The organism is Streptomyces sp. YIM S03343, from assembly GCF_054729195.1.
The window spans coordinates 1,390,129-1,416,431 of sequence record NZ_JBPUKX010000001.1; the positions used below are offsets into that span (position 1 = coordinate 1,390,129).

Annotated in this window: 23 protein-coding genes; 14 read left to right on the top strand and 9 right to left on the bottom strand. The window is 71.9% G+C overall.

The window, feature by feature from the left end:
* Window positions 1-51: 51 nt before the first annotated feature.
* From ACSYGN_RS06250 to ACSYGN_RS06260, 3 genes are all read right to left on the bottom strand, one after another.
* Entirely contained in the window at window positions 52-1,266 is a 1,215-nt protein-coding gene (locus tag ACSYGN_RS06250; protein ID WP_460392668.1) for an acetyl-CoA C-acetyltransferase, read from the bottom strand.
* A gap of 72 nt (window positions 1,267-1,338) precedes the next feature.
* Entirely contained in the window at window positions 1,339-2,481 is a 1,143-nt protein-coding gene (locus tag ACSYGN_RS06255; protein WP_460403256.1) for an acyl-CoA dehydrogenase family protein, read from the bottom strand.
* Window positions 2,482-2,540: 59 nt separating this feature from the next.
* Window positions 2,541-3,677 (bottom strand): CaiB/BaiF CoA transferase family protein, encoded by a 1,137-nt coding sequence (locus ACSYGN_RS06260; RefSeq protein WP_460392670.1) that lies wholly within the window; start codon window positions 3,675-3,677, stop codon window positions 2,541-2,543.
* A 281-nt stretch (window positions 3,678-3,958) separates the two neighbouring features.
* Between ACSYGN_RS06260 and ACSYGN_RS06265 the strand changes: the two genes are divergently transcribed.
* Entirely contained in the window at window positions 3,959-5,137 is a 1,179-nt protein-coding gene (locus ACSYGN_RS06265; protein WP_460392672.1) for a saccharopine dehydrogenase family protein, read from the top strand.
* A 150-nt stretch (window positions 5,138-5,287) separates the two neighbouring features.
* On the opposite strand, the gene ACSYGN_RS06270 is transcribed toward ACSYGN_RS06265, so the two are convergent.
* On the bottom strand, window positions 5,288-5,977 hold the full coding sequence (locus ACSYGN_RS06270) for an endonuclease V (protein ID WP_460392674.1): 690 nt from the start codon (window positions 5,975-5,977) through the stop codon (window positions 5,288-5,290).
* A 167-nt stretch (window positions 5,978-6,144) separates the two neighbouring features.
* Here ACSYGN_RS06270 and ssgD point away from each other — a divergent pair, with 167 nt between their 5' ends.
* The 4 genes from ssgD (at window position 6,145) to ACSYGN_RS06290 (ending at window position 10,680) form a co-directional block, all read left to right on the top strand.
* Complete coding sequence (ssgD, locus tag ACSYGN_RS06275) at window positions 6,145-6,558, top strand: spore wall synthesis regulator SsgD (protein ID WP_460392676.1); 414 nt, start codon at window positions 6,145-6,147, stop codon at window positions 6,556-6,558.
* A 296-nt stretch (window positions 6,559-6,854) separates the two neighbouring features.
* Window positions 6,855-8,498, top strand: a complete 1,644-nt coding sequence (locus tag ACSYGN_RS06280) for an ABC-F family ATP-binding cassette domain-containing protein (protein ID WP_460392678.1) — start codon at window positions 6,855-6,857, stop codon at window positions 8,496-8,498.
* Window positions 8,499-8,644: 146 nt separating this feature from the next.
* Window positions 8,645-9,421 carry a dimethylargininase gene (gene ddaH / locus ACSYGN_RS06285; protein ID WP_460392680.1) on the top strand — a complete coding sequence of 259 codons (777 nt, stop codon included), beginning with the start codon at window positions 8,645-8,647 and terminating at the stop codon, window positions 9,419-9,421.
* 281 nt (window positions 9,422-9,702) lie between these two features.
* Window positions 9,703-10,680 (top strand): acyl-ACP desaturase, encoded by a 978-nt coding sequence (locus tag ACSYGN_RS06290; RefSeq protein ID WP_460392682.1) that lies wholly within the window; start codon window positions 9,703-9,705, stop codon window positions 10,678-10,680.
* A 129-nt stretch (window positions 10,681-10,809) separates the two neighbouring features.
* Here the strand turns inward: ACSYGN_RS06290 and ACSYGN_RS06295 are convergent, their stop codons facing one another.
* On the bottom strand, window positions 10,810-11,073 hold the full coding sequence (locus tag ACSYGN_RS06295) for a WhiB family transcriptional regulator (RefSeq protein ID WP_460392684.1): 264 nt from the start codon (window positions 11,071-11,073) through the stop codon (window positions 10,810-10,812).
* A gap of 280 nt (window positions 11,074-11,353) precedes the next feature.
* Between ACSYGN_RS06295 and ACSYGN_RS06300 the strand changes: the two genes are divergently transcribed.
* Window positions 11,354-12,139: a VOC family protein gene (locus ACSYGN_RS06300; protein WP_460392686.1), complete on the top strand. Its 786-nt coding sequence runs from the start codon at window positions 11,354-11,356 to the stop codon at window positions 12,137-12,139.
* 112 nt (window positions 12,140-12,251) lie between these two features.
* On the opposite strand, the gene ACSYGN_RS06305 is transcribed toward ACSYGN_RS06300, so the two are convergent.
* Both ACSYGN_RS06305 and ligD read right to left on the bottom strand, forming a co-directional pair.
* Complete coding sequence (locus ACSYGN_RS06305; protein WP_460392688.1) at window positions 12,252-13,337, bottom strand: LacI family DNA-binding transcriptional regulator; 1,086 nt, start codon at window positions 13,335-13,337, stop codon at window positions 12,252-12,254.
* A gap of 113 nt (window positions 13,338-13,450) precedes the next feature.
* Complete coding sequence (gene ligD / locus ACSYGN_RS06310; RefSeq protein WP_460403258.1) at window positions 13,451-14,503, bottom strand: non-homologous end-joining DNA ligase; 1,053 nt, start codon at window positions 14,501-14,503, stop codon at window positions 13,451-13,453.
* A gap of 202 nt (window positions 14,504-14,705) precedes the next feature.
* Here ligD and ACSYGN_RS06315 point away from each other — a divergent pair, with 202 nt between their 5' ends.
* Complete coding sequence (locus ACSYGN_RS06315) at window positions 14,706-15,782, top strand: ATP-dependent DNA ligase (RefSeq protein WP_460392690.1); 1,077 nt, start codon at window positions 14,706-14,708, stop codon at window positions 15,780-15,782.
* A 201-nt stretch (window positions 15,783-15,983) separates the two neighbouring features.
* Window positions 15,984-16,946 carry a DUF3048 domain-containing protein gene (locus ACSYGN_RS06320; protein ID WP_460392692.1) on the top strand — a complete coding sequence of 321 codons (963 nt, stop codon included), beginning with the start codon at window positions 15,984-15,986 and terminating at the stop codon, window positions 16,944-16,946.
* Between the two features lie 94 nt (window positions 16,947-17,040).
* Here ACSYGN_RS06320 and ACSYGN_RS06325 read toward each other — a convergent pair whose 3' ends face one another.
* Entirely contained in the window at window positions 17,041-17,505 is a 465-nt protein-coding gene (locus tag ACSYGN_RS06325) for a MarR family winged helix-turn-helix transcriptional regulator (protein ID WP_460392694.1), read from the bottom strand.
* Window positions 17,506-17,725: 220 nt separating this feature from the next.
* Between ACSYGN_RS06325 and ACSYGN_RS06330 the strand changes: the two genes are divergently transcribed.
* From ACSYGN_RS06330 to pcaDC, 6 genes are all read left to right on the top strand, one after another.
* On the top strand, window positions 17,726-18,481 hold the full coding sequence (locus ACSYGN_RS06330; protein WP_460392696.1) for a CoA transferase subunit A: 756 nt from the start codon (window positions 17,726-17,728) through the stop codon (window positions 18,479-18,481).
* On the top strand, window positions 18,481-19,149 hold the full coding sequence (locus ACSYGN_RS06335; RefSeq protein ID WP_460392698.1) for a CoA transferase subunit B: 669 nt from the start codon (window positions 18,481-18,483) through the stop codon (window positions 19,147-19,149). Before ACSYGN_RS06330 ends, ACSYGN_RS06335 begins: the two co-directional genes overlap by 1 nt.
* Before the next feature lie 108 nt (window positions 19,150-19,257).
* A complete protein-coding gene (gene pcaH / locus ACSYGN_RS06340) occupies window positions 19,258-20,031 on the top strand; it encodes a protocatechuate 3,4-dioxygenase subunit beta (protein WP_460392700.1) in 774 nt (257 codons plus the stop codon).
* A 6-nt stretch (window positions 20,032-20,037) separates the two neighbouring features.
* On the top strand, window positions 20,038-20,643 hold the full coding sequence (gene pcaG, locus ACSYGN_RS06345) for a protocatechuate 3,4-dioxygenase subunit alpha (RefSeq protein ID WP_460392702.1): 606 nt from the start codon (window positions 20,038-20,040) through the stop codon (window positions 20,641-20,643).
* Entirely contained in the window at window positions 20,640-21,998 is a 1,359-nt protein-coding gene (gene pcaB, locus ACSYGN_RS06350) for a 3-carboxy-cis,cis-muconate cycloisomerase (RefSeq protein ID WP_460392704.1), read from the top strand. The genes pcaG and pcaB overlap by 4 nt, the downstream gene beginning before the upstream one ends.
* Complete coding sequence (pcaDC, locus tag ACSYGN_RS06355) at window positions 21,995-23,128, top strand: bifunctional 3-oxoadipate enol-lactonase/4-carboxymuconolactone decarboxylase PcaDC (RefSeq protein WP_460392706.1); 1,134 nt, start codon at window positions 21,995-21,997, stop codon at window positions 23,126-23,128. The genes pcaB and pcaDC overlap by 4 nt, the downstream gene beginning before the upstream one ends.
* Window positions 23,129-23,364: 236 nt before the next feature.
* Here pcaDC and ACSYGN_RS06360 read toward each other — a convergent pair whose 3' ends face one another.
* The gene (locus ACSYGN_RS06360; protein ID WP_460392708.1) at window positions 23,365-26,049 is read right to left on the bottom strand and encodes an ATP-binding protein; all 2,685 of its coding nucleotides are present in this window, start codon (window positions 26,047-26,049) and stop codon (window positions 23,365-23,367) included.
* Between the last annotated feature and the right edge of the window lie 254 nt (window positions 26,050-26,303).

Consider the following 26,303-nt stretch of genomic DNA (forward strand, 5'->3'; position numbering starts at 1 on the left):
CGGGTTTCCGCGGGAGATTCAGAGGCGTTTGTCGGGTTTCCGCGGGGAGATTCAGAGGCGTTCGACGACGGTCGCGATGCCCATGCCGCCGCCGACGCACAGCGTGGCGAGGCCGTAGCGCTTGTCCTGGCGCTCCAACTCGTCGATGAGCGTGCCGAGGAGCATCGCGCCGGTGGCGCCGAGCGGGTGGCCGAGGGCGATCGCGCCGCCGTTGACGTTGACCTTGTCGAGGGACAGGCCCATCTCGCGCACGAAGCGCAGGACGACCGCCGCGAACGCCTCGTTGATCTCGACGAGGTCGATGTCGTCGATGGTCAGCCCGGCCTTGGCGAGGGCCTTGCGGCTGGCGGGCGCGGGGCCGGTGAGCATGATGGTGGGCTCGGAGCCCGAGACGGCGGCGGAGACGATCCGCGCGCGCGGGGTGAGCCCGTGGCGTTCGCCGACCTCCTGGGAGCCGATGGCGACGAGTGAGGCGCCGTCGACGATGCCGGAGGAGTTGCCCGCGTGGTGGACGTGGTCGATCTTCTCGACCCAGTGGTACTTCTGGAGCGCCACCGCGTCGAAGCCGCCCAGTTCGCCGATGTCCGCGAAGGACGGCTTCAGCCCGGCCAGCGAGTCGGCGGTGGTGCCGGGGCGCGGGTGCTCGTCGTGGTCGAGGACGACCAGTCCGCCGGCGTCGCACACCGGGACGACGGACCGTTGGAAGCGGCCTTCCTTCCAGGCGGTGGCCGCCCGTTCCTGGGAGAGCGCCGCGAACTCGTCGACGTCCCGGCGGGTGTAGCCCTCGATCGTCGCGATCAGGTCGGCGCCGATGCCCTGCGGTACGAAGCCGACGGACAGGTTGGTCAGCGGGTCGTTGAACCAGGCGCCGCCGTCGGATCCCATCGGGACGCGGGACATCGACTCGACGCCGCCCGCGAGCACCAGGTCCTCCCAGCCCGAACGGACCTTGGCCGCGGCCAGGTTGACGGCTTCCAGGCCCGAGGCACAGAAGCGGTTCTCCTGGACGCCCGCCACGGTGTCCGGCAGTCCGGCCGCGATGGCGGCGGTCCTGGCGATGTCGGAGCCCTGGTCGCCGAGCGGGCTGACGACGCCGAGCACGATGTCGTCGATGGCGGCCGGGTCGAGCCCGGGGAAGCGGGTGCGCATCTCGTGGATGAGGCCGACGACGAGATCGATGGGCTTGGTGCCGTGCAGGGCGCCGCTCGCCTTGCCGCGTCCGCGCGGGGTGCGGATCGCGTCGTACACGTACGCTTCGGTGCTCACTGATCAGCCTTTCGGTGAGGGTGGTTGCGCGAAAGTCGTGTGCCCTGGGGCTGTCTGTCCGGTCTGTGGGTTCTATCCGAGCAGCGAGCGGCCGATGATCTCTTTCATGATCTCGGTGGTCCCGCCGTAGATGGTCTGGATACGGCCGTCGGTGAACGCCCTGGCCACCGGGAACTCGGTCATGTAGCCGTAGCCGCCGTGCAGTTGGAGGCAGCGGTCGGCGACCCGCTTCTGGAGTTCGGTCGCCCACCACTTGGCCATGGACGCGTGCACGGCGTCGAGGCGACCATCCGCGTGGTCCTCTATACAGCGGTCGAGGAAGGCCCGGGTGACGGCGCACTCGGTGGCCATTTCGGCGATCTCGAAGCGGATGTGCTGCTTGGTGGCAAGCGGCCGGCCGAACGCCTCCCGCTGCTTGACGTACTCGGTGGTGAGCTCCAGGACGTGCTCCGCGCCCGCAATCCCGGTGACGGCGATGGCCAGGCGCTCCTGCGCGAGGTTCGTCATCAGGTGCAGGAAGGCGCCGTTGAGCTCGCCGAGCAGGTTCTCCTTGGGCACGCGGACGTCGGTGAAGAACAGTTCGGCGGTGTCCTGGGCCTTCTGGCCGATCTTGTCGAGGTTGCGGCCGCGCTCGAAGCCGGGCATCCCGCGTTCCACGACGAGCAGGGAGAGTCCGTGGGCGCCGCCCTCGGGTGTGGTGCGGGCGACCACGATCACCAGGTCGGCGAGGATGCCGTTGGAGATGAAGGTCTTGGCGCCGTTGAGCAGCCAGTGGTCGCCCTTGTCCTCGGCGCGGGTGGTGATGCCCTGGAGGTCGGAGCCCGCGCCGGGCTCGGTCATGGCGATGGCGGTGACGAGCGTGCCGTCGCAGAAGCCGGGCAGCCAGCGCCGTTTCTGCTCCTCGGTGCCCAGCGAGGTGAGGTAGGGCCCGATGATGTCGTTGTGCAGGCCGATCGCGAGGCCGGAGGCGCCCGCGCGGGTGAATTCCTCGGCGAGGACCGCGGCGTAGCGGAAGTCGGGGGTGCCGCCGCCTCCGTACTCCTCGGGCACGGCGATGCCGAGCAGGCCCTGCTTCCCGGCCGCCGGCCAGGCGTCCCGGGAGACGATCCCGTCCTTCTCCCACCGGTCGTAGTGCGGCAGCACCTCCTTGGCCAGGAAGGTGCGCACGGTGGCGCGGAACGCCTCGTGGTCGGAGGTGAAGATACGCCGTTCCATGCCTGTCTCCCTGTGGTTGTCCTCGCGGCTCGCCTTGGCTTTCTGCTCGTCCTCGTCCATCAGACGCCGTCCTCCAGGAGCCGGGGCACGTCCCAGTCACGGGCGATCTCGGACGCATGCGCGCCTGGCTGTGCGGGGCCGGTGCGGAGTGCGGCGGGGGTGGCGGAGAAGCGCGGGGCGGGGGCGGGCTGGGTGATGCCGGCGTGCTCGGTGAAGGTGCCGCGGGCCGCCAGGTGCGGGTGGTGCGGGGCCTCGCGCAGCGTCAGGACGGGCGCCACGCACGCGTCGGAGTCCGCGAAGACGGCCGTCCACTCGTCGCGGGTACGGGACTTGAAGCGGCCCGTGATCGCCGCGCGCAGTTCGCTCCAGCGGGCCAGGTCCTTGCGTGCGGGTGCCTGGCCGGCGATGCCGAGCAGGTGCAGGAACTCGTCGTAGAACTGCGGCTCCAGCGCGCCGACGGCCATGTACTTGCCGTCGGCGGTCTCGTAGGTGCCGTAGTAGGGGCAGCCGCCGTCGAGGAGGTTGGCGGCTCGGCGGTCCTGCCAGCCGCCCGCGGCGAGCATCCCGTGGATCATCGCGGACAGATGGGTGGCGCCGTCGACGATGGCGGCGTCGACGACCTGGCCGACGCCGGTCGCGCGCGCGTGGTGGAGCGCGGCGAGGACACCGACGACGAGATAGAGGGAGCCGCCCGCGTAGTCGCCGAGCAGATTGGCCGGGGGCGGGGGCGGCTCGCCGGGGTTGCCGATCATGCCGAGGGTGCCGGTGAGGGCGAGGTAGGCGATGTCGTGACCGGCGCGCGGGGCGAGCGGTCCGTCCTGGCCCCAACCGGTCATCCGGCCGTAGACCAGCCGCGGGTTGCGCGCCCGGCAGTCGTCGGGGCCGACGCCCAGGCGCTCCGCGACGCCGGGCCGGTATCCCTCGACGAGGATGTCGGCGCGGGCGGCCAGGTCCAGGACGCGGGCCGTGCCGTCAGGGGACTTCAGGTCGACGAGCACCGAGCGCTTGTTGCGGTTGGTGACGTCGTACGCGGGGTCGATACCGAGGCCGACGCCGCCCGGCCGGTCGACGCGGACCACATCGGCGCCCAGGTCGCCGAGCAGCATGGCGGCGAAGGGGCCCGGCCCCAGCCCGGCCAGTTCGAGCACGCGCACGCCGGAGAGCGGTCCTCGCCCCGGCTCGTCTGCCGTCGTCATCCAGCCCCCTCGCTGTGACACAACCGATGTAACACCAGTGATGTGATGTTAGGAACGGGTCCCAGCCCGCACAAGACCTGAACGAGCAAGCGCTTAGTGAAGTGCCGTCATACCGCACGGATACCGGACGGAACGGCGCGGATGTCCCCCGTACGGCGGCTCACCGCCCGCGCGGCGGCTGTGGCGGGTGCGCGACAGAGGGTCCGGGTGATCAGGCGCCGGACCTCTCACGCTAGCCTCAGCCACCGACAGCGGCGTGCGCCGCGGCATCAAGGGGTGTCATGACCAGGCTGAAAAGGACGGACCGTCCGTACGACATCGTGCTCTTCGGAGCCACGGGTTTCGTCGGGGCGCTCACCGCGGAGCACCTCGCCGAGCACGCGCCCATAGGGCTGCGCTGGGCGGTCGCCGGACGCAGCGCCCAGAAGCTGGAGCGGCTGCGCGAACGGCTGCCCGGCGGCGCGGACATCGGCGTCCTGCACGCGGACACCTCCGATCCCGCCTCCCTGCGCGCACTCGCCGAGCACGCGCGCGTGGTGGCCACCACGGTCGGCCCCTATGTCACCCATGGGGAGGAACTTGTCGCCGCCTGCGCGGACACCGGAGCGGACTATCTCGACCTCTCGGGCGAGCCGGAGTTCGTCGACCTGGTGTACGTACGGCACGACGCACGCGCGCGGGAGACCGGCGCCCGCCTGGTGCACGCGTGCGGCTTCGACTCGGTACCGCACGACCTGGGCGTGTACTTCACCGTGCGGCAACTGCCGGAGGGCGTGCCGCTGACGGTGGACGGCTTCGTGCAGGTGGACGCGACCTTCTCCGGCGGCACGCTGGCCTCCGCGCTCAACCAGTTCGCACGTGGGCGCCAGATGCGGGCCGCCGCCCGGGACCGCGGGCGGCACGAGCCGCGCCTGGTGACACGCCGCGCGTCCGCTCCCTCCGGCGTGCCGCGTTTCGCGAAGGAGGTCGGCGCCTGGGCGCTGCCGCTGCCGACGATCGACCCGCAGATCGTGCGCCGCTCGGCCCGCGCCCTGGAGCGCTACGGCCCCGACTTCCGCTACCGCCACTACGCCGCCGTCAAGCACCTCCCGACAGCGGTGGGCGGGGTCGCGGCGGTCGGCGCGGCCGTCGCGGCGGCCCAGGTACCGGCCGCGCGGCGCTGGCTGTCGGGCCGCCTCGAACCGGGCGAGGGGCCGAGCGCCGAGCGGCGCGCGCGCAGCCGGTTCTCCGTGCGGTTCGTCGGCGAGGGCGCGGGGCGGCGGGTGTTCACCGAGGTCGCGGGGGGTGATCCGGGGTACGGGGAGACGGCGAAGATGTTCGGGGAGTCTGCGCTGTCGCTGGTACTTGACGATTTGCCGGAGACTGCAGGGCAGGTCACCACTGCCGTGGCCATGGGTGAGGCGTTGACGGCGCGTCTGAGTTCGGTGGGGATCTCGTTCCGCGTTGCCGCGATGTTCTGACGTGCGTCGGTTCTGACGTGTGTCGCGGTTCTCGGGCAGTAGCTGCCGGGTTCTGTCCGTCGCGGAGTGCGGGTTGTTTTGGTCGCGCAGTTCCCCGCGCCCCCTTTCCAGGGTGCTTCGCACCCTGGAAAGGGGCGCGTGCCCCTGTGGCTACGTCGTCGCCTCGCGTAGTGCCCTGCGGCACAGTGCGTCTGCTCTTCGGGTTGTTTCCGGGAGGCGGTAGGTCGGGGTGAGGGTCAGGGTGTGGGCGCAGGCGTTGGGCAGGGTGGTGCGGTGGCCCACGGAGACGAAGACCGGCTTGACTGCGTCCCGGGTGCGCAGGGCGCGGCCGACCTCCTCGTCGCCCGCCCTGAGCGGTGACATGGAGCCGCGCCGGGTGCCCGGCTCGTCGTAGTCGAAGGCGAACGGGTTCTTGGCGACGCCGATGGTGGGCAGGCCGGTGAGGACGCCGAGGTGGCTGGCGAGGCCGAAGCGCCGGGGGTGGGCGAGGCCGTAGCCGTCGCAGACGACCAGTCCCGGCGGCACGGGCAGCGCCTCCAGGGCGGCCAGGACGGTGGGGATCTCCCGGAAGGCGAGCAGGCCCGGCACGTACGGGAAGGAGATCCGTCCGACCGCGGTGGTCTCGGCGACGACGTCCAGGGTCGCCGCGTCGAGGACGACGGCCGCCGCCGCGACGACGTCCCGTGCGTCGTCGTAGGCCACGTCGACGCCGGTGACATGGCCGGATCCGGGTGGTGGCCCCTCCTCGTCGAGAACCACCTGTGCCCGTAGCGCGTCCTGGACTGCGCGGGCCTGTTCCTCGGTCGCGGGCCAGCCCGCGGGTGTGCGTACGGTCGTCATGGCGGACACGAGCGTACGACCCCGGGCGCCCGGTGACACAGGTCACTTGATTCGTGAGCACTGTTCGGCCGGTTCCCGCGTCTCTTGTTGTATCCGGATTCCCGTCCGGTCTCCGGGCCACCGAGCCACCGGCCGGAGCCGTCCGAGCGTCGTGAGGGAGCAAGGCGTTGTCCACCGTCATCGAGCAGCCCGTAGAGGCCCGCCTCGTCGCCGCCGCACCGCAGATGCTGAGCATCCCCGCCACGCTGCACTACGACCGCAGCGATCCGTTCGCCGTCCGGATGACCTTCCCGGCCCCGGCGACCCTGGAGGGGGTCGACGTGTGCTGGACCTTCTCCCGGGAACTGCTCACCGCCGGTCTGGAGGGCCCGGAGGGCTACGGCGACGTACGGGTGCGGCCGTACGGCTACGACCGCACCGTCCTGGAGTTCCACGCGCCCGAGGGCACCGCCGTGGTCCATGTGCGCACCGATGAGATACGCCGCTTCCTCCAGGACACCGACGAGCTTGTGGCCGTCGGGCTGGAGCATCTCCACCTCGACCTGGACCAGGAGCTGGCGGAGCTGGTGCGGGACTTCTGACACGCGCCCGGGCGGCGTTTTCCGGCGGGCCGTAATTCCGTTGACGCCGCCGTACCGCCCTCCTAGCGTGTACGGCGGTCCTGTTGCCGCCGATTGGAGAAGGACGTTGCTCGTCTGAGGTCCCGAGACACCGCGACACACCCGGTGAGGTGTGTGCGTGGCGTTCGTACGACCTCGGCGCACGAGCCGTCCTCCGCAGCGCGGGCCCCGCCCCGCCGCCCGCCCAGGATCTCTTTCGCCCCGCGGTGTCTCGATACGCGTGTGTCCCTTCCGCATCGAGCGACCGCGAGGCCCGCATGTCATCTTCCTTCTCCTCTTCCTCCCCCACGCTCACCTGCGCGTCCCTGTCCTTCGACTGGCCCGACGGCACCACCGTCTTCGACGGCCTGGACGTCGCCTTCGGTCCCGGCAGGACCGGTCTGGTCGGCGTCAACGGGTCGGGCAAGTCCACCCTGCTCAAGCTGATCGCCGGTGAGCTGGTCCCGTCCGACGGCGTCGTGCGGGTCACCGGCGAGGTCGGGTACCTCCCGCAGAACGTCACCCTGGACACCGCCCTGCGTGTCGACCAGGCGCTCGGTATCGCCGGCCGGCGGGCCGCGCTGCACGCCATCGAGGCGGGAGACGCGAGCGCGGCACACTTCGAGACGGTCGGCGACGACTGGGACGTGGAGGAGCGCGCGCTCGCCACGCTCGGCGAGCTGGGGCTCGGCCACATCGGGCTGGACCGCGCCGTCGGCGAGGTCTCGGGCGGCGAGTCGGTGCTGCTGCGGCTCGCCGCGCTGCTGCTGAGCCGGCCGGACGTGCTGCTGCTGGACGAGCCGACCAACAACCTCGACCTGTACGCGCGCCGCCGTCTGTACGCGGCTGTGGCGTCCTGGTCCGGGGTGCTGGTGGTGGTCAGCCACGACCGGGAGCTCCTCGACCTGGTCGACCAGGTCGCCGACCTGCGCGCAGGGGAGATCACCTGGTACGGCGGCACCTTCACCCAGTACGAGGAGGCGCTGGCCGTCGAGCAGGACGCGGCCGAAAGGATGGTGCGTGTCGCCGAGGCCGATCTGCGCCGCCAGAAACGCGAACTCGCCGACGCCCAGGTCAAGCTGGCCCGCCGCAGACGGTACGGGCAGAAGATGTGGGACCAGGGCCGCGAACCGAAGATCGTCATGGGTGCGCGCAAGCGCGCGGCGCAGGAGTCCGCGGGCAAGCACCGCATCCTGCACGAGGAGCGGCTCGCCGAGGCCAGGGAGCGCCTCGACGACGCGGTGGAGGCCGTACGGGACGACGACGAGATCCGCGTCGACCTGCCGTTCACGGCCGTGCCGCCGGGCCGGACCGTGCTCACCCTCCAGGACCTCGAACTGGCCTACGGCGCACGCGCGCGGGGCGGTCTCGAACTGCGCGGTCCCGAGCGTGTCGCGCTGGTCGGACGTAACGGCGCGGGGAAAACGACGCTGCTGCGCACCATCGCCGGGGAACTGGCGCCGGTGTCGGGCGAGGCGCGCGCGCATGTGCCGGTGCGTTTTCTGCCCCAGCGCCTGGACGTGCTGGACGGCGATCTGACGGTCGCCGAGAACGTGGCCCGGTTCGCGCCGGGCGCCACGAACAACAGGGTGCGGGCGCGGCTGGCACGCTTTCTGTTCCGCGGCGCCCGGGCCGACCAGAAGGCGGCGACACTGTCGGGCGGCGAGCGCTTCCGGGCTGCGCTGGCCGCGCTGATGCTGGCCGAGCCCGCCCCGCAGCTGTTGATGCTGGACGAGCCGACCAACAACCTCGACATGGCGAGTGTGCGACAACTCACGACGGCTCTGGAGTCGTACGAGGGAGCGCTCGTCGTCGCCTCCCACGATCTGCCGTTCCTGGCGTCGATCGGCGTCACACGCTGGTTGTTGATGGACGGTGAGCTGCGGGAAACCACCCTGGAGTCGGTCCGGGAACCGGACTGACCGGCCACGCGCGCGCGTGCCGCGAGTCTCAGGTGGGGCACAGGGTGTCAGCGGGGCTTTTGTCCGCGCCGTGAGGTGGCGCATGATGACGAACCGGTGCCGGTTACAAGACACCAGGAAGTGCCCCGCCGATTCGGAGATCCGTCGTGCCCACCAAGAAGGCCCTCGTCCGCCGCCCCAGCCCCCGTCTCGCCGAAGGGCTGGTCACGCATATCGAGCGGGAGAAGGTCGACGTAGAACTCGCCCTGGAGCAGTGGGAAGCCTATGTCCAGGCGCTCGTCGCGCACGGCTGGGAGACGATCGAGGTGGACCCGGCCGACGACTGCCCGGACTCCGTGTTCGTCGAGGACACGGTGGTCATGTACAAGAACGTCGCCCTGATCACCCGCCCCGGTGCCGAGTCCCGGCGAGGGGAGACGGCCGGGGTCGAGGAGGCCGTGGCGCGGCTCGGCTGCTCGGTGAACTGGGTCTGGGAACCGGGCACGCTGGACGGCGGCGACGTACTGAAGATCGGCGACGACATCTACGTCGGCCGCGGCGGGCGCACCGACGCGGCCGGGGTACAGCAGTTGCGGGCCGCGTTCGAGCCACTGGGGGCGCGGGTGGTGGCGGTGCCGGTGAGCAAGGTGCTGCATCTGAAGTCGGCGGTCACGGCGCTGCCCGACGGAACGGTCATCGGGCACATCCCGAACGTGGACCGCCCGTCGCTGTTCCCGCGCTTCCTGGCGGTGCCGGAGGAGTCCGGCGCGCACGTCGTGCTCCTCGGCGGCGACAAGCTGCTGATGGCGGCGAGCGCGCCGCAGACCGCCGAACTGCTCGCCGACCTCGGGCACGAGCCGGTCCTGGTGGACATCGGCGAGTTCGAGAAGCTGGAAGGCTGCGTGACGTGTCTTTCGGTGCGCCTGCGGGAGCTGTACGACTGACAGGACCCGTACGACTGACCGGTCCTGCTCGGCCGGCGTAACCCGTTCGGCCGAACTGTCGTGCGCGGCTGACGCGGTCGGCGAGTCGCGGTGAAGGGCTCCGGGACCTGGGGTTTCCGGGGCCTTTCGGTGTGCCCGGGGGCTCTTTACAGCGCCCTTAACCTACGGGTCCGTAACCTACGGCTTCGTAGCCTACGGTATCGTAGCCTACGGAACCGTAGGTTCCGGCTTCCCGCTCGCCGGACACCTTCCTGCCCGCGTTACGTCCTACTGGAGTTCCTGTGTCGATCGCCTCCTCCTCCCTCGGCAGCCCGTCCACCGTCTGGACCGACACCCGGCTGCTGTACGCGCTGGAGGAGGTCGTCGCGACAGAGCTCGACCGGCATCTGAAGGCGGCGAAGGACTGGATGCCGCACGAGTACGTGCCCTGGAGCGACGGCCGCAATTTCCCCGGCTTCTTCGAGGACGGCGAGGCCTGGGAGAAGGGCCAGTCCAAGGTCACCGAGGTCGGCCGGACCGCCCTGGTCGTCAACCTCCTGACCGAGGACAACCTGCCGAGCTACCACCATGAGATCGCCACCCTGTTCGGCCGCGACGGCGCCTGGGGCACCTGGGTGCACCGCTGGACGGCGGAGGAGGGCCGGCACGGCATCGTGATGCGCGACTATCTGCTCACCTCGCGCGCGGTGGACCCCGACCGGCTGGAGCAGTTCCGTATGGCGCACATGAGCGAGGGCTTCGAGTCGGACAACCGGCACTCGATGCTGCACTCCGTCGCCTATGTCGCCTTCCAGGAGCTGGCCACCCGTGTCTCGCACCGCAACACCGGCCACCAGTCCGGCGACCCGGTGTGCGACCGCATGCTGGCCCGTATCGCGACCGACGAGAACCTGCACATGGTCTTCTACCGCAACCTCCTGAAGGCGGCCTTCGAACTCGCCCCCGATCTGACGATGCAGGCGGTGCGGGACGTCGTGGTGAACTTCCGTATGCCCGGCCACGGCATCCCCGGATTCGAGCGGGCCGCCGCGCAGATGGCCATCGGCGAGGTCTACAACCTGCGCATCCACCACGACGACGTGCTGCAGCCTGTGCTGCGCTTCCTGAAGGTCATGGAGATCGACGGCCTCGGCCCCGAGGGGCGGCAGGCGCAGGAGGAACTCGGGATGTTCATGGGCGGGCTGGACGCGGAGGCCGTGAAGTTCGACGAGAAGCTGGCGGCGCGCAAGGCGCGGATGGCGGCCCGGGCCGCGGCCTGACAGTCCGGCGGCGGGGCGTACCGGTGCGCCGGTACGCCCCGCCGTTGTGTCCACCCCTCGCTCCCCGCTGGTGTGTACCGCTCGCCGGTACGCCCGGTCGATGTGTCCGCCGCAGGTCTTGAGCTGCTCTCAGGAGCAGTTGCGCAGCGGCTCGCGGCGGCGCCGGATCTGGAGGCGCTCCTTCTCGGACAGCCCGCCCCAGACACCGAACCGCTCGTCGTTGCTGAGGGCGTACTCGAGGCAGGCAGTGCGGATCGGGCACAGGCCGCAGATGCGCTTGGCCTCCCGTACGGAGCTGCCGGGCTCGGGGAAGAAGAAGTCTCCCCCGGTCTGCGCGCACAACGCCTCCTGCTGCCAGTCCAGGTCGGGCGAAGTGATCGTCTGTATGTGCATGCCCAGGATCGTGCCGGACGCGGAAAAACGTCCGATCAACGCCGGATCAACGACGTCGGCCGAGGGCCGTCCGGCCACCGCATGGTGCCCCCGCCATGGTGCGCAGCGCACGGCGGCGCGCGGGCGTGCCGCCGAAAACGAAAACCCGGCGAATTCACAGCGTGACCCACGGTGAGCGCGGGCGAGCGTTCCCGGTGCGTCCATGCTCCGGGCGCGATTGTCAGTGGCGGATGCAAGACTCGGCAGTGAATGGGACGAGACCCCTCGAAGGAGGGCGAAAATGCTCACCACACATTTCGTCAACGGCGCTCCCAACTGGGTCGACATCGGCTCACCCGACATCGACGGCGCCGTCGCCTTCTACAGCGGTCTGTTCGGCTGGCGGTTCCAGTCGGCCGGCCCGGACGCCGGCGGTTACGGCTTCTTCCAGCTGGACGGGAAGACGGTGGCCGGCGGTATGCCTGTGGAGCCGGGCCAGGCCCCGCCGACCTGGACCGTGTACTTCCAGAGCGGGGACGCGCAGGCCACCGCGAAGGCCGTCGACGGGGCCCACGGCACGGTGCTGTTCCAGCCCATGGATGTGATGGGCCAGGGTCACATGGCGGTCTTCGCCGACCCGGCGGGCGCCGCGTTCGGCATCTGGCAGCCGGGTCTCACCAAGGGTGTGGAGGTGGCGGGCGACACCAACTCCCTGTGCTGGGTGGAGCTCTACACCCCGGACATCGCGGCGGCGGCAGCCTTCTACAACGCGACGCTCGGTCTGGAGACGTCTGCCGTGTCCTTCCCCGGCGGCGAGTACACCTGCATCAACCCCGCCGAGGGCGGTGAGGACGCCATGTTCGGCGGCATCGTCCCGACCGAGATGGACCCGACCGGGTCGGGCCCGCACTGGCTGCCGTACTTCGAGGTCGCCGACGCGGACGCCGCGGTCGCCAAGGCGCAGGAGCTGGGCGGCAAGGTGACCATGCCGGCCACCAGCATGGAGGGCGTGGGCCGTATCGCTCGCCTCACGGACCCGTACGGGGCGCGCTTCGCGGTCATCAAGAGCGAAATGCCGCAGAGCTGAGGCACCGGGAGGCTCCGGGAACCCCGGACAGACGGCCGGCCCCGGGCAGACGGGCCGGACTCAGGCAGACAGGACCGGACTCGGGCGGAATGGTCGGACTCGGGCAAAGGTGTCAGGCGGAGGCACGCCGGACCAGGGTCGTCGGGGTGACGACGCTGGTCGACGTGGCCGTCGCGCCGCCCGCCCCGGGGCGGCGGTCGAGACTGCGCAACAGAAGACGGGCCATCAGACCGCCCATCTCCTCGATGTCCTGACGGATCGTCGTCAGCGGCGGGTCGGTCTGCTCGGCGACGGGCAGCATGTCGTCGAACCCGATCACCGCGACGTCCTCCGGCACCCGCCGCCCGCGCTCACGCAGCACCCGCAGGGCGCCCGAGGCGGTCAGGTCGCTGGCGGCGAACACGGCGTCGATGTCGGGGCGGCGGTCCAGGAGTTCACGCATGGCGCGCTCGCCGCCGGCCGGGGTGAAGTCGCCCTCCGCGATCAGCAGGGGATCGGCGTCGGGCATGACATCGCGGAACCCGTCGAGCCGGTCCACGGCGGACGTCTGGTCCAGGGCACCGGTGATGTGCGCGATCCGGGTGCGGCCGAGGCCGCTGAGATGCCGTACGGCGGTACGGGCGCCGCCCCGGTTGTCGCTGTCGACATACACGGTGGGAGCGGAACCGGGCAGCCCCTCCGCCCGGGCCGAGCCGGGACCGTCGGGCAGGACCCCCTCGCTCCAGCCCGGCCGGCCGCCGAACACGACCGGCACCCCGGCCCTGCGGATCAGCCCGGGCAGCGGGTCGTCGAGGTGCAGCGAGAAGACCAGCGCGCCGTCCACATGGCCGCCGGCGAGATAGCGGCCGACGCGTGCGTGGTCGGCGCGGCCCTCGGTGAGCAGCAGTACGAGCTGGGAGTCGTGCGCGGTCAGTTCCTTGCTGATGCCCCGCAGTTGGAGGGCGAAGAAAGGGTCGGCGAAGACACGGGTCTCGGGTTCCGCTATGACGACGGCGACCGCGTCGTGCCGCTTGGTGACCAGGCTGCGGGCGGCCTGGTTGGGGACGTAGCCGAGTTCCTCGACGGCTCGCCGAACCCGTTCGACAAGGGGTTCCCGGACCCCGTCGCCGCCGTTGACGACGCGCGACACGGTTGCCCTGGACACCCCGGCCCGCGCTGCCACGGCCTCCAGCGTGGGACGGGACGCTGTCTCGGTCACTTCGGGACTCCTCCTGGGCGGTTGCCGATCAGAATAGTCCCGGACCGGGCGAATTGAGAGCGCTCTCCACACTCTGCGTGTCCCGGTCGTGGCCGGTTGTCGGGAGGCGGCGGTCAGCCGTCCGCCCCGGAGCCGTCTGTTTCGGAGTCGTCCGTTCCGTCTTTGCGGGCCCGGCTCGGCTGCACCCGTTTGGGTTCGCCGGGCATCTTCGGGTACTCCGGAGGGTACGGCAGATCTCCGAGGCCGTGTTCGTGCTCGTCGCGGCGGGCGAGGTCGAGGAGGGCGTCGAGGGAATAGACGTGCTCGTCCATGTCGGCGTGCACATCGCCGAGTTCGGCGAAGCGGGCGGGCATGGTGGCGATGTCGAAGTCGCGGGGCCGGGCGTCGTCGACCTCGTCCCAGCGCAGCGGCGCGGAGACCGGGGCGTGCGGGTGGGGCCGTACGGAATAGGCGGAGGCGATGGTGCGGTCCCGGGCGGTCTGGTTGTAGTCGAGGAAGATGCGGCGGCCGCGTTCCTCCTTCCACCACCGCATGGTCACCTGGTCCGGCATACGCCGTTCCAGTTCCCGCCCGACGGCGATCGCGGCGCGTCTGACCTGGGTGAAGGTCCACTGCGGTGTGATGGGCACGAAGACATGCAGTCCCCGGCCGCCGGAGGTCTTGGGCCAGCCGCGCAGCCCGCCGAACTCGTCGAGGACGGCGCGCAGTTCATGGGCGGCGCGGATGGCGTCGGTGTAGTCGGTTCCGGGCTGCGGGTCGAGGTCGAGACGGAGCTCGTCGGGGTGTTCGACATCGGCGCGGCGCACCGGCCAGGGATGGAAGGTGAGCGTGCCGAACTGGGCGGCCCACAGCACGGCCGCCTCCTCGGTGGGGCACATCTCGTCGGCGCTGCGGCCGCTGGGGAAGGTGATGTGGGCGGTCGGGATCCAGTCGGGCATGTTCTTGGGCGCGCGTTTCTGGAAGAACGACTCGCCCCCGACGCCGTCCGGGTAGCGCTGGAGGGTGGTCGGGCGGTCGCGCAGGGCGCGCAGGATGCCGGGGCCGACCGTCTGGTAGTAGCGGGCGACATCCAGCTTGGTGAAACCGGGCTCCGGAAAGAAGACCTTGTCCGGGCTGGAGAGCCGTACGGTCCGGCCGCCCGCCGTCAGTTCCACCGCTTCGCCCATGGCCATGGGGCCACGGTAGGCGCGCGGTCCGGGCCCCGCACGGCGGAGTCCGGGCCCGGCATGGCGGAGTCCGGGCCCGGCATGGCGGACGGTCCTCGCCTCGCACGGCGGACGGTCCGGGCCTCGCACGGCGGATGGCGGTCGTACGAGTGGGCCTCCCGCGGGAAGGCGGGCCGCGGATCACGCGCGCAGAATCGAAGGCATGGACCTGCCGGTGATGCCTCCGGTCAAGCCGATGCTCGCCAAGTCGGTGGCGAGGATCCCGCCGGGCATGCAATACGAGGCGAAGTGGGACGGTTTCCGGGCGATCGTGTTCCGTGACGGGCCCGAGGTCGAGCTGGGAAGCCGCACCGGCAAGCCGCTGACCAGGTATTTTCCCGAACTGGTCAGGGCGCTGACGGAGCGGGTGCCGGTGCGTTGTGTGCTGGACGGCGAGATCGTGATCGCCCGGGGCGGGCGGCTGGACTTCGACGCGCTGACCGAGCGCATCCACCCGGCGGACTCCCGAGTGCGCACCCTGGCCGAGCGGACCCCGGCGTCGTTCGTGGCCTTCGATCTGCTGGCCCTGGACGACGAATCGCTGCTCGACGTCCCGCTCACCGACCGCCGCGCGCTGCTGGCCGCGGCGCTGACGGGGGTGACCCCGCCGGTGCATCTGGCGCCCGCGACGACCGATGTCGAGGTGGCGCAAGGGTGGTTCGAGCAGTACGAGGGCGCCGGGCTCGACGGGGTGGTGGCCAAGCCGCTCGATCTGCGCTACCGGCAGGACGAACGCGTGATGTTCAAGGTCAAGCACGAGCGGACCGCCGATGTGGTCGTCGCGGGCTACCGCCTCCACAAGTCCGGGCCCGTCGTCGGCTCGCTGCTGCTCGGTCTGTACGACGCCGGGGGCCGCCTCCAGCACGTAGGGGTGTCGGCCGCCTTCCCGATGAAGCAGCGCGCGGAACTGATCGACGAACTGGAGCCGCTGCGCATGGCCGACGCCGAGGGGCACCCGTGGGCCGCCTGGTCGGACGAGGCGGCCCATGAGTCGGCACGACTGCCCGGCGCGCCGAGCCGCTGGTCGGGCAAGAAGGACCTGTCCTGGGTGCCGCTGAGGCCGGAGCGGGTCGCCGAGGTGGCGTACGACCATATGGAGAACAGGGCCCGCTTCCGCCACACGGCCCGCTTCCGCCGCTGGCGCCCCGACCGCACCCCGGAGAGCTGCACCTACGGCCAGTTGGAGGAGCCGGTGCGCTACGACCTGGCGGAGGTCTTCGGAGGACAGACGGGGGACTGACCGCGTCGGCGGACTGTCCGCGGGGGCTCCCGGCAGCCGGTCCGCGGGGAGCCCGCCCGACGGGACGTCACCGTTGTAGGCCGGTCGGCTCACTCCACGTGCGCGATCAGAAAAGATCGGGTATGGCCAGCTGTGAGCCGGAGAGCACACAATCCAAGAACACGGGGGGCACTGGTGGGCATAAGTGGTCCGAGGGCACGTATGAGACGCGTCGCGACGGCGGCGGCGTTACTGGCCGCCACGGCGGCACTGTCACTGGCGACCGGCTGCACGAGCGGGACGAACGGCACGAAGGACGACGGACGCAGCCATGAGCCGAGCGCGAGCCCGAGCCGGTCGCGGGCCGGCGGCCCGGTCCTCGCCGTGAAGATCGACAACGCATCGGCTGCCCGCCCGCAGACCGGACTCGACACCGCCGACGTGGTCTACGCCGAGCAGGTCGAGGGCGGACTGAGCCGCCTGATGGCGGTGTACGCCACCAGGTTCCCCAAGTCCGTCGGACCGGTGCGCAGCGCCCGTGAGTCCGATCTGGAGCTGCTGGGTCAGTTCACCCGGCCGACGCTCGCCTTCTCCGGCGCGCAGCGCAAGCTGCTGCCGCTGATCGACAAGGCCCCGTTGGAGGCAGAGCCCGCGGAGGGAGCGGCATCCGGCGCCTACTACCGCGGCGCGGACCGGGCCGCCCCGCACAATCTCTATCTGCACCCGGACAAGCTGATGCCGTCGGCGCCGGGTGCGGCGGCCCTCACGACCGGTTTCCGCTTCGGCACGGCCCCTGCGGGCGGCACCCCGGAGACCTCGCGCACCGTGCGTTATCCGGCGGCCCGTTTCACCTTCACCTGGTCCTCGAGCCGGGCACGCTGGCTGGTCTCGATGGACGGCACGCCGACCGTCACGACGGACGGCGAACGGGTGGCTCCGGCGACGGTCGTCGTGCAGCACGTGACGGTGCGCGCGTCGGCGTACCACGACGTACTCGGCAACAACACGCCGTACACCGAGACGGTCGGCTCGGGGCGGGCCGAAGTCCTGCGCGACGGGCGGTCCTACGACGCCCACTGGCAGCGCGCCCGGGCGAGCGACGGCACGGAGTTCACCGGCGTGGACGGCGCTCCCCTGGATTTCGCCGAGGGCCAGGTGTGGGTGGTGTTCGTCAAGGCGGGGTGAGCGGGCACCGCCCGGGGCCGGGGCGGCTGATACGCGGATCGGCGGATCGGCGGATCGGCGGATCGGCGGATCGGCGGGTCGGCGGGTCGGCCGATCAGTGGTGCGTGGCCAGGGGTTCCGCCGGGTGGCGCAGCCCCTCGGCCGCGTCCGAGACCCGCCGGATGAGGTCGAGGAAGACCACCTGCTCCTCGGCCGACAGGGGGGCGAGGAACACCTGGTTCATCCGGGCCGTCCGGACCGCCAGTCTGCGGTGGGCGCGGGTGCCGTCCTCGGTCAGCCGCAGCAGGGAACGGCGGCCGTCCTGCGGATCGCGCACCTTGTCGAGCAGCCCGCGGCGGCTGAGCCGGCTGATCACCTCGGCGATGGTGGACCGGTCGAGCCCCACCCGCTCCCCCACGGTGCGCTGGTCCAGGCCCGGCTCACCGACGAGCGCGTTCAGGACCGCGAACTGCGGTGAGGTGATCTCCTCGGAGACCATCACGTTCCACAGCAGATAGTGCGCCTGCTGGAGCCGCCGGGCCAGATGCCCGGGGTGGGTGGCGAGGTCCACGGCGGCCATGCGCGCTCCCGTCGTCGTCGGCACCGGATTTAGTCGGTGTACTGAACAATATCCCCTCCGAGCGGGGTCGCCTCAAGGCCCATGGGCCCCTTGACTCCCGGAGAGTCCGAGGTCTTGACGCCGTATCGCCCCGATGGCAGCGTGAAGGAAACCTCGCCCGGATAGTCAGTGCCCTGACTAATGAGAGGTCTGGGCGCTCGGAAGAGATGGGGCTTCTGGGATGGACAAGGTGGTCGCCACGGCTGTGGAGGCGGTGACGGATGTGCCGGACGGTGCGTCGCTCGCGGTGGGCGGTTTCGGGCTGAGCGGTGTGCCGGACGTGCTGATCCGGGCGCTGTACGAGAGGGGCGTGTCCAGGCTGAGCGTGGTGTCGAACAATTGCGGGGCGATGGAGTCCGGCCTGGCGGTGCTGCTGGCGGCGGGGAGGATCGCCCGGGTGACGGGTTCGTACATCGGGGCGAACAAGGAGTTCGCGCGCCAGTACCTGGCCGGTGAGCTGGAGGTGGAGCTGATCCCGCAGGGCACCCTGGCGGAGCGGCTGCGCGCCGGGGGCGCGGGAATCCCGGCGTTCTACACCCCGGCGGGGGTGGGGACGCAGGTGGCCGAGGGCGGTCTGCCGTGGCGGTACGACGGCTCGGGCGGGGTCACGCTGGCGTCGCCGGCGAAGGAGGTGCGGGAGTTCGACGGTACCGAGTACGTGCTGGAGCGGGGCATCCGCACGGACTTCGCGCTGGTGCGGGCGGCGAGGGGCGACCGGCACGGGAACCTGCTCTTCAACAAGTCCACCCGCAACTTCAACCCCCTCGCGGCGATGGCCGGCCGGGTAACGGTCGCCGAGGTGGAGGAACTGGTGGAGCCCGGCGAGATCGACCCCGACGCGGTGCATCTGCCGGGGATCTTCGTGCAGCGGGTGGTGGCGCTCACGCCTGAGCAGGCGGCGGACAAGAAGATCGAGCAGCGGACGGTGAGCAGCTGATGGCCTGGACACGCCAGGAGATGGCCGCCCGTGCGGCCCGCGAACTCGAGGACGGGCAGTACGTCAACCTCGGGATCGGCCTGCCGACGCTGATCCCGAACCATCTACCCGAGGGTGTGGAGGTGGTCCTGGAGTCGGAGAACGGCATCCTGGGCACCGGCCCCTACCCCGCCGAGGACGAAGTCGACCCGGATCTGATCAACGCGGGCAAGGAGACCGTCACCGTGCTGCCGGGGGCGTCGTTCTTCGACTCGGCGCTGTCGTTCGCGATGATCCGGGGCGGGCACATCGATGTGGCCGTGCTCGGGGCGATGCAGGTGTCGGCGTCCGGGGACCTGGCGAACTGGGCGGTGCCGGGCCGGATGGTGACGGGGATCGGCGGCGCGATGGACCTGGTCCACGGGGCCCGCACGGTGATCGTGGTCATGACGCACACCGCGAAGGACGGCAGCCCGAAGATCCTCACCGAGTGCACGCTGCCGCTGACCGGCCGGGCCTGTGTGAACCGGATCATCACCGACCTCGGCGTCCTCGACATCACCCCCGACGGACTCCTGCTCACCGAAACCGCGCCCGGAGTCACCGCCGACCAGGTCGCGGACCGCACGGACGCCAAGCTGACGCTCGCCCAGGACCTGAAGGCCGCCGACGCCACGGACCCGGCCTGACCGACGCCACGGACCCGGCCCGGCCCGACGGCCCCGCATCGGCGTGGACGCCCCGGCTCGCCCGACTCGCCCCTCCCCCAGGCCCGTACGACCCGAAGGAGAGCCCCCATGCCCCTGACCCAGCGCGACATCGACCGCGAGATCGCGGCCGAGCACTCCGCGTACGAGAAGCGGATCGCCGACGGCGCCCCCGCCGAGCACCATCCGCGCCGGGACTACGCCCCGTACCGCTCCTCGGTCCTGCGCCACCCCAGGCAGCCGCCGGTCTCCATCGACGTCACCAGGAACCCGGAGCTGGTGGAGCTGGCCTCTCCCGCGTTCGGCGAGCGTGACATCACCGAGATCGACAACGACCTCACCAAGCAGCACCGCGGCGAGCCGATCGGCGAGCGCATCACGGTCTCGGGCCGACTCCTGGACCGCGCCGGACGCCCGGTGCGCGGGCAGCTCATCGAGATCTGGCAGGCCAACGCGGCGGGCCGCTACGCCCATCAGCGCGAGCAGCACGACGCCCCGCTCGACCCCCACTTCACCGGCACGGGCCGCACCCTGACCGGCGCCGACGGCACCTACACCTTCACCACCGTCCAGCCGGGCCCCTACCCCTGGCGCAACCACCTGGGCGCCTGGCGCCCCGCGCACATCCACTTCTCGCTGTTCGGCACGGCGTTCACCCAGCGGCTGGTGACGCAGATGTACTTCCCGAACGACCCGCTGTTCCCCTACGACCCCATCCTCCAGGCCGTGACGGACGACGCGGCGCGGCAGCGGCTGGTCGCCACCTACGACCACGATCTGTCGGTCCCGGAGTTCTCCCTGGGCTACCACTGGGACATCGTGCTCGACGGCCCCGCGGCCACCTGGATCGAGGAAGGACGCTGACCCGCCATGACGAGGATCGACACCAGCAGGCCGGAGTCCGTCCTGCCCACGCCGTCGCACACGGTCGGCCCCTTCTACGGCTTCGCACTGCCGTTCCCCGGCGGCGGTGACATCGCCCCGGACGGCCACCCCGACACCATCACCCTGCACGGCCGTGTGTACGACGGCGAGGGCGCCCCGCTGCCCGACGCCCTCGTGGAGCTGTGGGGTCCCGGCCCCGACGGCTCCGTGCCGCGGGTCGACGGCTCGATGCGGCGCGACCCGACCAGCGGCGGCTTCGCGGGCCGCAACGGTGTCGAGTTCACCGGCTGGGGCCGGGCCCAGGTGGACTGGAGCGGACAGTGGACGGCACGCACCCTGCGCCCCGGCGCGCGCGGCACGGGCGCGCCGTATCTCAGCGTGTGCGTGTTCGCGCGCGGTCTGATGAAGCATCTGTTCACCCGGATCTATCTGCCGGGCGACGAGACCGTACTGGCCGCCGACCCGCTGCTGTCCCGGCTGGACGAGGCGCGCCGGGCCACGCTGATCGCCGAGGACGAGGGGAACGGCACCTACCGTTTCGACATCCGCCTTCAGGGCGAGGGCGAGACGGTCTTCCTGGAGTTCGAGTGACATCTGCGTACGACAGCGGCCTGCTCGGCCCCGGCTGGGCGGGCTCCCCGGCAGCCTCCGCCACCGGCGATACGGCGTTCCTGCGGGCGCTGCTCGACGCCGAGGCCGCGCTCACCCGCGTGCAGGCCCAGCTGGGGCTCGCCCCGGCCGCCGCGGCACAGGCGGTGGCGGAGGCGGTGACGAAGGCGGTGGCGGAAGGGGCGGGCGGCAGCGGTTTCGACGTGAACTCCCTTGCCACCCGCGCCCGGTCCGGCGGCAATCCGGTCATTCCCCTGGTCGCCGATCTCACCAGGGCCGTCGGTGCGGAGCACGGGCCGTACGTCCACCGTGGCGCGACCAGCCAGGACATCATGGACACGGCGATGATGCTGGTCGCCGCCCGTGCTCTCGGCCTGGTCCTGGCCGATCTCGGCCGCGCCGGGGCCGCGCTGGCCCGGCTCGCCGCCGCGCACCGCGACACCCCGATGCCGGGGCGGACGCTCACCCAGCACGCGGTGCCGACGACGTTCGGGCTGAAGGCGGCCGGCTGGCGCTCCCTGGTCCTCGACGCCCGCGACCGCCTCACCGCCGTACGCGACTCCCTGCCCGCCCAACTGGGCGGCGCGGCCGGCACACTGGCCGCCTTCACTGCGTACGGCGCCACCGACGCAACGGCGCTGCCCGCTGTGTACGCCCGTGAACTCGGGCTCCAGGAGCCTGCGTTGCCCTGGCACACGCTGCGCACGCCGGTCGCCGACCTCGCCGGTGGGCTGGCGTTCACGGCCGGAGCGCTCGGCAAGACGGCCGTCGATGTGCTGACCCTGGCCCGTACGGAGATCGGCGAGATCGCCGAGGGCGGCGGCGGAGAATCGAGCGCCATGCCGCACAAGGCGAACCCGGTGCGCACCACCATGATCGCGGCGGCGGCCCGGCGCGCCCCGCAGCTCGCCGCCACGCTCTACGGCTGTCTCGTCGCCGAGGACGAACGCCCCGCCGGGGCCTGGCACGCCGAGTGGGAGCCGCTGCGGGACCTGCTGCGGCTGGTGGGCGGGGCGGCCCATGACATGGCCGAACTGGCCGAGGGGCTACGGGTGGACACGGCGGCGATGCGCGAACACCTTGATCTCACCCACGGCTTGATCGTCTCCGAGCGGCTGTCCGCCGAGCTGGCCCCGCTGCTCGGCCGGGCCCGCGCGAAGGAGCTGCTCACGGAACTCGCCCGGCGCAGCCACGCCGAGAACCGTGACCTCGCCGGACTCCTCGCCGAGGTACCGGAGTTGCGGGACACCGGTCTCGACCTCGACGCACTCACCGATTCCGCCCGCTACACCGGCTCGGCCGGAGCCCTCACCGACCTCGCCCTGGAGCGACTTTGACACGCGCGATGCTCAACCACCTCGCCGAGGGCCCCGCTTCTGCTCCCGCGCTGCTGCTGGGTCCGTCGCTCGGCACGTCGTACGCCCTGTGGGACCGGGTCGCGCCCGAACTCACCGCCACCCACCGGGTGGTGCGCTGGGACCTGCCCGGGCACGGCGGCTCCCCCGCCGGTCTGATCGGCCCCGGCGCCACCGTGGGCGACCTCGCCGAGCTGGTGCTGGCGCTCGCCGACTCGCTCGGCATCGAGCGGTTCGCGTACGCCGGGGTGTCACTCGGCGGCGCGGTCGGCCTCGAACTCGCCCTCAGCCGGCCGGAACGGCTCACCTCGCTCGCAATCATCTGCTCGTCCGCCCACTTCAACGGCAGCAGACCGTGGCAGGAACGGGCCGAGCGGGTACGGCGGGAGGGGCTGGAGTGGCTGGTGGAGAGCGCGGACGCCCGTTGGTTCACGCACGGCTTCACCGTGCCGGAGCTGGTACGCGATCACCGGGAGGCCGACCCCGGGAGCTACGCCGCCTGCTGCGACGCGCTCGCCGCCTTCGACGTGACCGGGCGGCTGGCCTCGATCACCGTGCCGACGCTGCTGGTCGCGGGCCGCGAGGACCCGGCGACCCCGCCCGCGCACCTGAGGGAGATCGCCGACGCGGTGCCCGGCGCCGCGCTCGTGGAGATCCCCGGCGCCTCGCACCTGGCACCCGCACAGTGCCCGGAGGCGGTGCTGACAGCCCTGCGGGCGCACCTGAGCGACGGCGTCCGGCGTGGCACGGGGCGTGGCACGGCGGTACGGCGCGAGGTGCTCGGGGACGCCCATGTGGACCGGGCGCAGGCCCGCCAGACGCCGTTCACGGCCCGCTTCCAGGATTTCATCTCGCGCTACGCCTGGGGCGAGATCTGGACCGACCCGACACTGACCCGCCGCGAGCGCAGCATGATCACCCTGACCGCGCTGGTCGCCCACGGGCACTACGACGAGCTGGCGATGCATGTCCGGGCGGCGCGGCGCAACGGGCTGACGCCGGAGGAGATCGGTGCCGTGCTGCTCCAGACGGCCGTGTACTGCGGGGTCCCGGCGGCCAACACGGCGTTCGCGACGGCGCAGCGGGTGCTGGCGGAGGAGGAAGACGCCTGAGCCGCGGGGTGGCTGGCCCGCCGTCTCCGGCCGGGCCCGGCTGGGTCGCCGCCGTACCCCCGCTCCTCAAACCCCGGAGGGGCTGATCTTCAGCCCGTCCGGCGTTTGAGGACGAGGCCCGCAGGGCCGACCAGGGGGGTCTGGGGGCGCAGCCCCCAGGGACGGGAACGGGAAGGGCGGCGGGGGCGAAAACCCGACCGCGTCCGGCGCGGCGGGCGCCCTCGACCGATGCCTGCTCAGCCGAGGGCGCCGTTCGCCCGCAGCGCTTCCCGCGCCTGTGCGACCAGTCCGTCGGCCCCGCAGGAGCGGGCCAGTGCCAGGCCCCGGTGGAGATCGGGAGTGGAGCGGGCGGCCATGCCGTACTCGACGCAGGCCGCCGCGTGTTCGTACTGGCAGGGCGAGGCCGCGAGATAGGCCATGGCCTGGGCGGCCAGCCGTACCGCGCGCTGGCCGGTCTCCAGGGCGGCGGCGCAACGCAGGGCCTCGCCTATCGCGGTGTCCGTGCCGAAGTGTTCGGCCTGGCGGCGGGCGTCGGCGGCGAGTTGTGCGGCACGGGCCGGCTCCCGGACGGCCAGGGCTCGGGCCAGGTCGATGGCCCAGGGCACCATCACCGGGTTGTGGTGGCCGCGGAGGGCGGCGGCCTTCTCGGCGGCCTCGAGTTCGCAGATGCCGTCGGCGGTGCGGCCGGCGGCGAGCAGCAGCCGGCCGCGCACGGAGCGGGGGTCGGGCAGCACGATCATGGACGGGTAGGGCGGTTTGAAGCCGTGCCGTTCGGCGACCGACCACGCCTCGTCGACATGGCCGCGGGCGAGCAGGGTGTCGATGAGGTTGCAGATCGCCGTCCAGTACAACGGCAGCCCGCGGCCCACGCGTTCGGCGAGGCGCAGTGCCTCGCGCAGCGATGTCTCCGCCTCCCTGAGCCGTCCCCTCCTGCGGTGTCCCAGGCCTACGTAGCCATGGGCGAGGGCGAGATGGCCGCCGCTCCAGCCCGCGGTCTCGTAGGTGCGCAGGGCCTCGGTGTAGAGGGCTTCGGCACGGTCGAGGCGGTCGGTGTAGGCGTAGGTGTTGGCCAGCATCAGCAGGAGTTCGATGCCCCACTCGGTGTCGGTCCAGCCGAGACCGGGGGCGAGGCGGCCGTTGACCAGGGTGCGGTCGCAGAGTTCGGCGACCTCCTCGGCGTTCTCGCCGTGGGCGAGGGCGTCGAAGCCGCGCAGGATCAGCAGCGCTCGTTCGGCGTTGTCGCGTCCGGTACAGGTGGCGGCGAGTCCGGCGAGCCGTTCGGAGCGTCCGGGCGAGGTGCCCTCTCCGGCGTGGATGCCCTCCCACATGTACTGGACGGCCTGCAACCTCAGCCGGACCGGGCCGGGTTCGTGCCGGGCGGCCTCCGCCTCGACGGTGCGGACGGCGTCCTCCAACTGGTCGTTGTGCAGCAGGGCCTGGGAGAGCCGTACGACGGCGTCGACGCGCGTTGCCGAGTCGAGCCCGGGCATCCCGAGCGCCGCGCGGAGGTGGCCGATGGTGGTGGCGGGCGCGGTGAGGAGGGTGGCGCAGCCCAGTTCGTAGAGCACATGGGCGTGGATGTCGGAGGCGGGCGGTTCACGCAGGGCGCGTTCCAGACAGCGGCGGGCGGCGTCGGGCGCGCCGACGGCGAGGTGTTCCCTTGCCGCCTCGCGGAGTTGGTCGACGACCTCGCCGTCGTCGTCCGGGTGCACCTGGAGCAGATGCCGGGATGCCGCCGCGGCTCCGGAGCCGCTGTCGGTGACGACCTTGGCGGCGATGCCGTGCATGGCGGTGCGCAGGGCTTCGGGGATCGAGTTGTAGACGGCGGTGGCGATCAGCGGGTGCACGAACACCAGGTCGCCGTCGGCGGGTTGGCGGTTCGCCGGGTCGGGTTCGGTCAGGATGCGGGCGGTGCACAGGAGTTCGGCGCAGCGGGCAGCGTCCCGCTCGTCCATGGTGGCCAGCTTGGCCACGAGAGCGACCGTGATGCCGGTGCCGAGGATGGCGGCCGCCCAGGCGAAGCGGGTGGCGTCGATGCCGAGGCTCTTGAGGCGTGAGACGAGTCCGCCGCCACGGGCCGATCGGTTGAGGGCGCGCAGATCGCCGGCCTGCGCCTCGACCGGTTCGAGTTCGGTGTCCAGCACCTTGGCGAGGAGTTCGACGGTCTCGTAGGGGTTGCCCGCGGTGACAGCCCACACCTCGCGGCAGAACGGGGCGTCGGCGTGCGGGCCGAGGGTGGCGCGGGTGAGCCCTGCGGTGGCGTCCGGGGTGAGCGCGGCGAGGTCGCTGACGGGGCCGCGCGCGGCGGCGGCCACCGCGTCGAGGAGGCGGGCGCCGGTGCCGCTGACGTCGACGGTCCTGCGGGCCACCACGACCAGCACCGGCAGGTCGCCGAGCCGTTCGGCGAACGCGGCGAGCCAGCGCAGGGTCTCCTGGTCGGCCCAGTGGGCGTCGTCGATCAGCAGGACCAGCGGGTACTCGCGCTCGACGAGCCTGCGGACGGCGGCGACGAGTCCGTCGACGACGCCCTGCGGATCGGCCTGGCGTTCGCCCGGGTCGGTGACGCCGAGGGCGGGGCCCGCGAGGTCGTACCAGTCGCCGAGATACTCGCGGGCCTCCTCGGGCAGCAGGGTGACGAGGGCGGGCTGGAGCAGTTGCCGCAGCACGGTGAACGGGACGGACTTCAGGGTCTCGGCGCCACGCGCCGACCACACCGCGCAGCCGCGCAGTTCGGCCAGCCTGCGGGTCTCGGCGAGCAGCGCGGTCTTGCCGAGCCCTGCCTCGCCCCGGAACACCAGCACACTGCCCGCGGACGAGCGGTCCGCGCACAGCTCGTCGAGCGCCGCGGCGACGAGACGGATTTCCGCGTCACGCTCCCACAGGGAGGCCGAGGCGGCCGCGGCGGGCCGTTCCTCCGTCATCCCGTACCCCTCCCCGAGTCGCCCGACCGCCGTACCGTACTCGAGCGTAGCCCGCGCCCCGCGCACCGGGAGGCGGGTCTCGCCAGGTGTTGCCGGGAGGGGGGAAGGGGGGTGCATGATAGGGGCACATGCGTCCAGCCGACGTGACGATTCTGCTGGCTCGCACGGGAGTTGGCGGGATTCTTTCGTCGGGTGCAGATCCGCTGTGGTTTCTCGCGCAGTTCCCCGCGCCCCTGGAGGGTGGGGGGTTCGGT

Bases quoted from the DNA above. Each gene is read 5' to 3' on its own strand.
- ACSYGN_RS06255 (WP_460403256.1), bottom strand. From the start codon at position 2,481: ATGGAACGGCGTATCTTCACCTCCGACCACGAGGCGTTCCGCGCCACC.
- ACSYGN_RS06260 (WP_460392670.1), bottom strand. From the start codon at position 3,677: ATGACGACGGCAGACGAGCCGGGGCGAGGACCGCTCTCCGGCGTGCGC.
- ACSYGN_RS06265 (WP_460392672.1), top strand. From the start codon at position 3,959: ATGACCAGGCTGAAAAGGACGGACCGTCCGTACGACATCGTGCTCTTC.
- ACSYGN_RS06270 (WP_460392674.1), bottom strand. From the start codon at position 5,977: ATGACGACCGTACGCACACCCGCGGGCTGGCCCGCGACCGAGGAACAG.
- ACSYGN_RS06280 (WP_460392678.1), top strand. From the start codon at position 6,855: ATGTCATCTTCCTTCTCCTCTTCCTCCCCCACGCTCACCTGCGCGTCC.
- ACSYGN_RS06295 (WP_460392684.1), bottom strand. From the start codon at position 11,073: ATGCACATACAGACGATCACTTCGCCCGACCTGGACTGGCAGCAGGAG.
- ACSYGN_RS06300 (WP_460392686.1), top strand. From the start codon at position 11,354: ATGCTCACCACACATTTCGTCAACGGCGCTCCCAACTGGGTCGACATC.
- ligD (WP_460403258.1), bottom strand. From the start codon at position 14,503: ATGGGCGAAGCGGTGGAACTGACGGCGGGCGGCCGGACCGTACGGCTC.
- ACSYGN_RS06315 (WP_460392690.1), top strand. From the start codon at position 14,706: ATGGACCTGCCGGTGATGCCTCCGGTCAAGCCGATGCTCGCCAAGTCG.
- ACSYGN_RS06320 (WP_460392692.1), top strand. From the start codon at position 15,984: ATGAGACGCGTCGCGACGGCGGCGGCGTTACTGGCCGCCACGGCGGCA.
- ACSYGN_RS06325 (WP_460392694.1), bottom strand. From the start codon at position 17,505: ATGGCCGCCGTGGACCTCGCCACCCACCCCGGGCATCTGGCCCGGCGG.
- ACSYGN_RS06330 (WP_460392696.1), top strand. From the start codon at position 17,726: ATGGACAAGGTGGTCGCCACGGCTGTGGAGGCGGTGACGGATGTGCCG.
- ACSYGN_RS06335 (WP_460392698.1), top strand. From the start codon at position 18,481: ATGGCCTGGACACGCCAGGAGATGGCCGCCCGTGCGGCCCGCGAACTC.
- pcaH (WP_460392700.1), top strand. From the start codon at position 19,258: ATGCCCCTGACCCAGCGCGACATCGACCGCGAGATCGCGGCCGAGCAC.
- pcaG (WP_460392702.1), top strand. From the start codon at position 20,038: ATGACGAGGATCGACACCAGCAGGCCGGAGTCCGTCCTGCCCACGCCG.
- ACSYGN_RS06360 (WP_460392708.1), bottom strand. From the start codon at position 26,049: ATGACGGAGGAACGGCCCGCCGCGGCCGCCTCGGCCTCCCTGTGGGAG.